Consider the following 8,593-nt stretch of genomic DNA (forward strand, 5'->3'; position numbering starts at 1 on the left):
GGTCTCCGTCAGGGGGCTGCCACCAGTGCACCCCGCCCGGCACCCGACCGCCCGCCGGACTCCGCCGACCGGAGTCGCCTCACCCCTCCCCGTCCGGCTGCTCCGCCGGCGGCAGCACCGGCGTCACCAGCATCCGGCCCGCCAGCGCGGTGCTCGCGGTGACGGCGGCGAGCGTCGCGTCGTACATCGGCCGGATGTTGCGCTGGTGCCAGAGGGTCTGGGTGGTCGCCCAGGCGGCGTCCCGGGCCCGGGCGATCGAGAAGCTGGCCACGATGTGCTTCAGCGGCTCGGCCTCCTCGGTGGCGGCCTTGATGATCTGCGCCTCGAACGAGGCCCGCACCTCCGCCTCCACCTGGGCGAGCAGCTCGTTCACCTTGAGGTAGTCGGCGTGCACCGGCGGGGTGTCGGGCGTGGTCCGCCGCTCGATGCAGGTCTCGACGACGGCGAGCGCCAGGTCGTGGTTGATGTGCGCGTTCATGCCCGCGAAGGCGAACTGGATCGGCCACACCCTGCGGTGGCCGCGCGCGTCGAACAGCGGCCGCCACGCCTCGGTCACCGGCCGCCCCGCCTCGCCGGCCTCCACCGCGTCGAAGTACAGGTTGGCGAACACCGCGTCGAGCCGCTCGATGAACGCCTGGTCCTGGAAGTACCCGGTGGTGAGCCGCTGCCCGACCAGCTCGGTGACCCTCAGGTACATCCGGTTGAAGCACGCGACCCCGTCCCGCGGATCCAGCTGCGCCTCGATCGCCCGCATCCGCTCGATGACCTCGTCGACGCTCCGCGCGGGCTTGGCGGCTGACCGGGGCATGGCGGTGGTCCCTTCCGTCGGCGTTCTCCGGCTGTCAGCTATACACACCGCCACCGCCCGGACCCGCCGAACCGGCGAACACCTCGCCACCCGTCACCCGAACCGGTGAGTCCCCCCTCAGGCGCCGGCCCCGCCCGACTCCGCACGGTGACTCACCCTCCCATCACGGCCGGTCACCCGTGGGACGCGGCGGGCTGCGAGAGCACGACCGATCCGCAGATGGTCGCCTTCAACGCCGAGTACGACGCCATCGCGGCCCAGGACCCCCCGCATCGTCTACCTGCACCCCTTCCGCCGGACCGACGTGATCCCGGCCAGGCTGCCGCTGCTCACCGCCCACCAGACGGCGACCGGCAAGGCGATCACCAACGGCACCCCGGCCCGCCGTCACTCCTCGGTCGGCGTGTACCGGGCGGCCGACCGAGCCGTCGCCCTGGCCGCCCACAACGGCGTCACGACCGTCCGGGCCGCCCTCGGTGCCCCGGGTGACGTCCCGCCGGTCGGTCACTGGAACGGCCCCGGCGTCGACACCGTCGGCTACTACCGCCCGAGCACCCGGGAGTTCTTCCTCCCCGGGCCCGACGGCACCTTCGGCACCCCGGTGAAGTACGGCAACACGAACGACATCCCCGTCGTCGGCGACTGGAGTGGAGCGGCCAGGGGAAGACCACCATCGGCGTCTACCGCCCGGCCGGCCGGTCCTTCCACGGCGCGGCCTTCGGCAGCGACCTGGCCGTCTGCAACGTGACGGTCACCGACACCGGAGAGACCCCGCTGGTCGGCACCTGGGGCTGACGGCCCCCGAACGACGGCAGGCCCCGGGCCGGGGGGCGCGCTGCTCCCCGGCCCGGGGCCTGTCCGTTACCGACCCCGCTACGGCTTCGTGGTGACGGAGACGTAGTCGACCCGCATCGGGTGCCCGGGCTCGGTGGCCGGGGTGACCGCGCCGCCGAACGCGGCGGGCAGGTTGCCGCCGACGGCGACGTTGAGGATCAGGAACAGGCCGTGGTTCACGGCCCGGTCCCAGGTCCCCCGGTCCATCTGCGCGGTGGTGACCCGGTGGTGCTCCCGGCCGTCGAGGTACCAGCGGACCTGCTCGGCCCCCGGCCGCAGGTCGACCTCGACCGCGTAGCGGTGGAAGCCGGTGCGGCACTCGGCACCGCAGGGCTGGTCGCCGGAGCCCAGGCCGCGCGGCTCCTGGCAGGGGCCGCCGTCCAGGACGCCGCAGTGCATCGTGCCGAACACCGCGTCCCGACCGTTGACCTGCTCCATGATGTCCAGCTCGCCGATGGCCGGCCAGCCGGTGTACCCGTTGCGCAGCTCGCCGCCGAGGGTCCAGAAGGCGGGCCAGTAGCCGGCGGCGGCCGGGCCGGTCACGTCGGGCAGGGCGATCCCGGCCTCGATCCGCAGCACGCCGCCGGGCGGCGGGGCGAGATCGGCCCGGCGGGACTCGATCCGCCCGGACGACCACTTCCCGTCGGCGTCCCGGGTGGGGACGATCTCCAGGGCGCCCCGGCCGTCGAGCCGGACGTTCGCCGTCGAGTCGGTCATGGTCTCGATCTCGCCCGTGCCCCACTGCGGGGCCGGGCAGCCGGGGTAGCAGGTGCCCAGGTCGTACTGCCAGTGGGCCTCGGACGGGCGGCTGCCGGCCGGGCCGTCGAAGTCGTCGCGCAGCAGCTGCGTCCAGCCGTCCGCGGTGACCGTCTGCCCGGCACCGGCGGTGGCGGGCGCGGCCTCGGGCGGCAGGGCGCCGGACTCCGTCAACAACCGCTCCAGGCGCGGCGTGAGGACGACGGCGGCGACGTTGGTGAGGTGCGCGTCGTCGCGGTAGAGCAGGATGCGCTCCAGCACCGCCGGGCAACTGCGGCCGCTGCCGGGGCAGATGACGTCGTTCACCGACACGGTGCGCACGCCCGGCATCCGGCCGGCCGCGATCTCCTCGGCCAGCGGGTCCGCCCACAGCGCCTTCTCGCGCGGGAACGCGCAGGCCGCCGGGTCGTCGGTGTGGCCCGAGACGCAGGCCGGCACGTCCGTCCCCGGGATCGGGGTGTCGCGCAGGTAGACGACGGGGACGCCCAGTTCGCGCAGCGGCGCGAGGGTCTTCTGCCAGCCCTGGAGGAGCAGTTCACGGTCGTCGGTGTACCGGTTGAGGGTGGAGACGACGACCAGGCGCGGCTTGGGGCCCTCCGTCAGCCGGGTCAGCGCGTTCGCCCGCCAGGTGTCGCACTCGCGGTAGGTGCGGCCCAACTGCGGGTTGACCACCGACAGTTCCGGAAGAGGGCAGCCCTGCTTGACCAACTCCTCCAGCTCCCAGCGCCGTTCGGCGGCGATCGCGAGCAGCGCGGAGAACCACTGGCCGGCGTGCGAGTCGCCGAGCAGCACGATCCGGTCCGGGCTGCCGACCACGCCGAAGCGGCAGTCGGGGCTGGTGGTGGCGGTCGGGGCGACCTCGCACTCGCCGTCCGGCGGGAAGTCCTTGCGGGCCTGGGCGGCGTCCGGCACCACCGCCGGGCCGCCCTTGGCGGGAGCGGCGGTGCGCACCAGCAGCGAGGTGCCGTCGGCCGAACCGGGCGGCAGGCCCTGGAGGTCGACCGGCGCGGCCGGGCCGAGCAGGCGCAGCGTGCCGGTGCCGACGACCAGCGCCAGCACCACCGGGATGACCACCGAGGCGAGGCCCAGCGACAGGCCCCGGCGCGGGAGTTCGGAGACGGTGCGGCTGTGCCGCAGCGGCCGCTCGACCCACCGCATGACGGCGGCGGCGGGCAGCGCGGCGGCCGCGGTGAGCGCCACCTTCACCGGCCAGTCCAGCGGGCCGAACTTCGCGCCGACCAGGACGAGCACCGGCCAGTGCCACAGGTACAGGTTGTAGGAGAGCCGGCCGATCGCCCGCGGCACCGGGGTGCCGAGGACCCGGTCCACGCCGAGCCCGGGGGCGGCGGCCCCGTCCCGCCCGGGCGTTCCGGCCAGGATGACGGCGGCCGTGCCGAGGGTCGGGACGAGCGCCGCCCAGCCCGGGTACGGGGTCGTGTTGTCGTACGCGAACACGCAGCCGACGACGGCCGCCGCGCCGCCCCAGCCGACCAGGACGCGCAGCACGCGCGGCCCGCTCAGCAGGTGCCAGGGCAGCAGGGCGAGCAGCGCGCCGACCCCGAACTGCCAGACCCGGGACGGGGTTCCGAGGTAGGCGAGCGAGACGGAGTCGTGCGTCCAGCGCAGCGAGAGCGCGAAGGAGCCGATGGTCAGCACGCCGGCGAGCGCCGCCGCGACCGGCCGCAGCGACCGCCCGCGCCCGTCCGCCCGGCCCCGGCGCAGCACGCGCAGCACCAGGTACGCGGCGAGCGCCAGCAGCGGGCCCCAGAGCAGGTAGAACTGCTCCTCGACGGCCAGCGACCAGAAGTGCAGCAGCGGGCTCTCGTCCCGTCCGGCGGCCAGGTAGTCGGTCTGCTGGGCGACGAAGCGCCAGTTGCCGACGGACAGCGCCGCCGCGAGCACGTCGTGCTCCAGGTCCGCGCGGCGCAGCGGCACGGTCAGCCAGGCGCCGAACAGGGCCACCGCGGCGAGCACGATCGCCGCCGAGGGCAACAGGCGGCGGGCCCGTCGGGAGAAGAACTCGCCGAGCCGGATCCGGCCGGTGGTGGTGGCCTCGCGCAGCAGCAGGCCGGTGATCAGGTAGCCGGAGACGACGAGGAAGACGTCCACGCCGACGAACCCGCCGGCCAGGCCGGGGACGGCGGCGTGGAACGCGAGGACGGCGAGCACGGCGACCGCGCGCAGCCCCTCGATGTCGGGGCGGAAGCCGGCCGGACGGGGCGCCGGGCCCGGGGCATCGGAACCCCGGGAGGCGGCGCCGGCCCGTCGGCCGGGAATGGTGAAGGCGTCCGGCCGCAGCTCGTGGACGGCCGGCGGCGACGGTGTCGGTGCGGGTGACACTGTCGGTGTCGGTGTCGGTGTCGGTGCGGGTGATGACGGTATAGGTGACGACGACATGGAAGGCGACGACCTTTCAACCCAGCCAGGGCAGCATCGGGCGGACCCAGCCGGAGGCGAGCAGAGCAGTGAGCACGAGCGTGACGGTGGCGGCCAGCCCCTCGGGCCAGCGGCGGGGCAGCATGCCGGGCCGGGGCGCCTTCGGCCCGGCGGCGGCGCCTTCACCGCGGGAGCTGCCGCGGAGCTCGCCGAGGAGGTCGCGGATCAGCGGCAGGCCGATCTGTGCCTGCACCGCGAGGTAGAGCCCGAGGCCCCAGTTGGGCGCCCAGCCGTACTCGGCGACGGCCAGGCCGAGGCCGAGGGCGCCGGCGCCGAGCGAGGCGCAGAGCCAGGCGAGCGAGAGCAGCACCACCTTGCGGGCCATCCCGCCGGACCGGGCCTTGGGCCGCGCGGCGGGGGCGTCCCCACCGGCCTCCCCGGCCGCACCTGCCTCACCGGCGGCGCCGGCCGCGCCCGTCGGCACCCAGGCCGCGCTGCGCCCGCGCAGCGTGTGCCAGAACGCGACACCTGCGGCGACGCTCATCAGCACGTTGGAGCGGATCACCTCGATCCGCCAGCGGGTCCGGCTGACCCTGGGCAGCAGCACGTGCCAGAGCCAGAGCGGCGCGAGCATCGGCAGCACGTGCCAGGGCCGGATCTGGTCCGGGTACCAGAACATCATCACCAGCGGCGGCAGCGGCGCGACGAAGACGTTCACGGCGGCGGCCAGGTAGCCGACGATGCCCTCGTAGAAGCAGAGCCGCATCCGCCAGGGCGCGCCGATCCGCTTGAGCTCGGGCGAGCCGAGCAGGTGCAGGTTGCCCATCGCCCAGCGGTACTGCTGGTTGACGTACGAGGCGAGGTTGTCCGGCGAGGTGCCCTTGGCGACCAGCACCGGGACGTACAGCGTGCGGTACCCCCTGGCGTACAGGCCGAGGCCGGTGAAGAGGTCCTCGCTGTGGTCGAGCCGGGCGAAGCCGCCCGCCTCGTCGATCGCGGCGCGCCGGTAGACGGCGTTGCTGCCGCAGCAGATGGCGGCGTCGCTGGCGTCGCGGGAGGGCTGGATCCAGCGGAAGAACCACTCCTGCGCGGCACCGGCGGCGCGCTCGATCCAGCTCATCGTCTCGTCGGTGTCGAAGCACTGCGGGCTCTGCACGATGCCGATCCGCGGGTCCGCGAAGTACGGGACGAGGTGGCGCAGGAAGTCCGGCCTGGGCGCGAAGTCGGCGTCGAGGATCGCGATCAGCTCGGCGCTGCTCAGGGTGAGCGCGTGGTTGAGGTTGCCGGCCTTCTTGAGGTGCCCCCGGTCGGGCCGCACCACGTACCGGTACCCGTGCGCGGCGGCCAGGTCGGCGACCTCGGCCCGGTCGGCGTCGTCGAGCACCCAGACCGTCAGCGCCCCGGGCCAGTCCACCCGGGCGACCGCCCGGTAGGCGTTCTCCAGGACGTCGAGCGGCTCGCCGCAGGTCGGCAGGTACAGATCGACGGTCGGCAGCTCCTCCGGCGCCCACGCGTGCACCAGCACCTCGTGGGACTGCCGGGTGAGCCGCCGCTGCCGCAGGCTGTTGACGGACGACAGCGCCAGCGCCACGACGTTGAGCGCGAGCACGGCCAGGAAGATCCAGAGTGCCGGCGTCCGCAGCGCGAAGGTCAGCATTGTCCCCGCGGTGAACACGAACGCCGCCGAACTGGCGACGAGCACCCACCTCCGCTGCGGCCCGAAATACCAGTAGAGCTCCTGATCGTCCGGCGGCTGCGGCAGATGAGCAGGAGGAGGAGAAGAGGAAGAAGACAAAACGGAAACAGGAGATACCTGTTGGACAGTCATGTGGCCCCCACAGCCGTGTTTCTGACAGCTCCACGGGCCACAGTACCCCATTGGTATAGACCATTAATCCACGCGTCCGGGACCCGGACGCCACCTCCGCGCCACCTCCCCCGACCCCGTGAAGCACCAGGTCACGCGCACGTGAACACCTCTCCAACAACCCCACCCGCCACCCTCTCCCCACCCCCGCCGACCGGGTGCGGAAACGCCCGTGGGGCGGCAACCGACTTCCGGTTGCCGCCCCACGGGCGTTTGGGCGATTCGGGGATCAGACCGCCGCGATCGGGTACGTCGGGTACTCGACGCCCGAGACGTGCTGGACGACCCGGATGACCTGGCAGGAGTAGCCGAACTCGTTGTCGTACCACAGGTAGAGGATCGCGTTGTCGCCCTCGACCTTGGTGGCGCCGGCATCGACGATCGAGGCGTGGCGCGAGCCGATGAAGTCGTTCGACACCGCGTCGGGGGCGGTGGTGAAGTCGATCTGGCGCTTCAGCGACGAGGTCAGCGACACGTTGCGGAGGTAGTCGAGGACCTCCTCGCGGTTGGTCTCGCGGGCCAGCTGGAGGTTCAGGATGGCGATCGAGACGTCCGGGACGGGCACGCGGATCGAGCTGCCGGTGATCTTCGCCTTGAGGTCCGGCAGTGCCTTGGCGACGGCCGAGGCGGCACCGGTCTCGGTGATCACCATGTTCAGCGGCGCCGAGCGGCCGCGACGGTCGGCCTTGTGGTAGTTGTCCAGGAGGTTCTGGTCGTTGGTGAACGAGTGGACGGTCTCCACGTGGCCGCGCAGCACGCCGTACTCGTCCTCCATCGCCTTCAGCGGCGGGACGATCGCGTTGGTGGTGCAGGAGGCGCAGGAGATGATCTGCTCGTCCGGCTTGATGGTGTCGTGGTTGACGCCGTGCACGATGTTGGGCACGTCGCCCTTGCCCGGGGCCGTCAGGACGACCTTCTCGATGCCGGGGCGCAGGTGCTTCGACAGCCCCTCGCGGTCCCGCCACTTGCCGGTGTTGTCGATCAGGATGGCGTCCCGGATGCCGTACGCCGTGTAGTCGACCTCGGACGGGTCGTTGGCGTAGATCACCTTGATCTCGGTGCCGTTGGCGACGATCGTGTTGTTCGCCTCGTCGACCGTGATGGTGCCCTGGAACTGCCCGTGGATGGAGTCACGACGCAGCAGCGAGGCGCGCTTCACGATGTCCTGGTCACCGCCGCCACGGACCACGATGGCGCGCAGGCGCAGGCCGTTGCCGGAGCCGGCCTTCTCGATCAGCAGACGGGCGACCAGGCGGCCGATGCGGCCGAAGCCGTACAGGACGACGTCACGCGGCGACTCACGGCGCTCGATCTTGTTGGCACCGGTGGCGCCGGCGACGGCCTCGGCGGTGAACTGCTCCACCGAGAGGCCGCGGCTGTCGGCGCGGTAGGTGGCGGCGAGCATGCCGAGGTCGATCTGGGAGGGGCCGAGATCCAGGGTGGTCAGCGCCTGCAGGAAGGGCAGCGTCTCGGTGACCGAGAGCTCCTCGCCGGCGATCTGGCGGGCGAACCGGTGGGTCTTCAGGATGCTGACCACCGACTTGTTCACCAGGGAACGGCTGTACAGCAGGACGGTAACGTCCCGCTCCCGGTGCAGTCGGCCGATGATCGGGATCATCGACTCCGCGATCTCCTCGCGGTTCTTCCAGTCCGTGAACACGTCGTCGTTGACAGTCACAAGTCCATCTTTCGAGCTAGGAGGGTGTTCACATGCTAACTGGGCCCCACCCCCCGAACCGAAACGGTTCTGCCCTCTCCCACATGACAAGAATCACATGTGATCGCGTACTGGCGCGTCGGAAAGCAAGGCCGGCAACGCAAATGAGCCCCCATCCGAAAGGATGGGGGCTCATTCGTGAATGATTGTTCGGCGGCGTCCTACTCTCCCACAGGGTCCCCCCTGCAGTACCATCGGCGCTATGAGGCTTAGCTTCCGGGTTCGGAATGTAACC

General features: G+C 72.4%; 5 protein-coding genes and 1 rRNA gene. 1 reads left to right on the top strand and 5 read right to left on the bottom strand.

Features of this window, described 5'->3' with window-relative positions; all coding sequences use genetic code 11:
* Positions 1-79 precede the first annotated feature (79 nt).
* Positions 80-808: a DUF5995 family protein gene (locus ABT093_RS29975; protein WP_350569783.1), complete on the bottom strand. Its 729-nt coding sequence runs from the start codon at positions 806-808 to the stop codon at positions 80-82.
* A 304-nt stretch (positions 809-1,112) separates the two neighbouring features.
* Here ABT093_RS29975 and ABT093_RS29980 point away from each other — a divergent pair, with 304 nt between their 5' ends.
* Positions 1,113-1,556, top strand: coding sequence for a hypothetical protein (locus ABT093_RS29980; protein WP_350569785.1), 444 nt, complete (start codon positions 1,113-1,115; stop codon positions 1,554-1,556).
* A 125-nt stretch (positions 1,557-1,681) separates the two neighbouring features.
* Here ABT093_RS29980 and ABT093_RS29985 read toward each other — a convergent pair whose 3' ends face one another.
* From ABT093_RS29985 to rrf, 4 genes are all read right to left on the bottom strand, one after another.
* On the bottom strand, positions 1,682-4,795 hold the full coding sequence (locus ABT093_RS29985; protein WP_502884346.1) for an acyltransferase family protein: 3,114 nt from the start codon (positions 4,793-4,795) through the stop codon (positions 1,682-1,684).
* A 16-nt stretch (positions 4,796-4,811) separates the two neighbouring features.
* Positions 4,812-6,536 carry a glycosyltransferase family 2 protein gene (locus ABT093_RS29990; RefSeq protein ID WP_350569795.1) on the bottom strand — a complete coding sequence of 575 codons (1,725 nt, stop codon included), beginning with the start codon at positions 6,534-6,536 and terminating at the stop codon, positions 4,812-4,814.
* 334 nt (positions 6,537-6,870) lie between these two features.
* Positions 6,871-8,319, bottom strand: coding sequence for a glyceraldehyde-3-phosphate dehydrogenase (locus tag ABT093_RS29995; RefSeq protein ID WP_350569787.1), 1,449 nt, complete (start codon positions 8,317-8,319; stop codon positions 6,871-6,873).
* A 187-nt stretch (positions 8,320-8,506) separates the two neighbouring features.
* A 5S ribosomal RNA gene (gene rrf, locus ABT093_RS30000) occupies positions 8,507-8,593 on the bottom strand; the annotation flags it as partial.

The sequence above is a fragment of the Kitasatospora sp. NPDC002551 genome (assembly GCF_040296005.1).
Classification (GTDB): domain Bacteria; phylum Actinomycetota; class Actinomycetes; order Streptomycetales; family Streptomycetaceae; genus Kitasatospora.

Bases quoted from the DNA above. Each gene is read 5' to 3' on its own strand.
- ABT093_RS29975 (WP_350569783.1), bottom strand. From the start codon at position 808: ATGCCCCGGTCAGCCGCCAAGCCCGCGCGGAGCGTCGACGAGGTCATC.
- ABT093_RS29985 (WP_502884346.1), bottom strand. From the start codon at position 4,795: ATGTCGTCGTCACCTATACCGTCATCACCCGCACCGACACCGACACCG.